The 342-nt window shown below is 57.9% G+C and carries 1 protein-coding gene; it reads right to left on the minus strand.

Annotation, left to right across the window (positions count from 1 at the left end):
• A partial coding sequence (locus tag H6B10_RS15795) for a PTS transporter subunit EIIC (RefSeq protein ID WP_204652400.1) occupies positions 1 to 342 on the minus strand: 342 nt, incomplete at both ends.

Consider the following 342-nt stretch of genomic DNA (forward strand, 5'->3'; position numbering starts at 1 on the left):
GTACAGCCAGTGGGTCTTGGCCTCACCTTGCAGCACACCGAACAGGAGGTAGTCGATAGCACCACCTGAGAAGGTATTGCCAATACGAATGTTGATGAGGTCCGCCACCAGGAAGGAGACGCCATCGAGGACCGAATGGAACACGTAGAGCAGCGGGGCCACGAAGAGGAACATGTATTCGATGGGTTCGGTGATTCCGGTCAGGAAGGACGTGAAGGCGACGGAGGTGAACAATCCAGTGTACTTGGCGCGACGCCCCTTTGGAACGCAGCGCCACATCGCCAGACAGGCCCCAGGCAGTCCAAACATCATGGTGGCGAAGCGACCGGCGAAGTACTTGGT

It is taken from the genome of Gemmiger formicilis, assembly GCF_016901605.1.
GTDB lineage: Bacteria > Bacillota > Clostridia > Oscillospirales > Ruminococcaceae > Gemmiger > Gemmiger formicilis_B.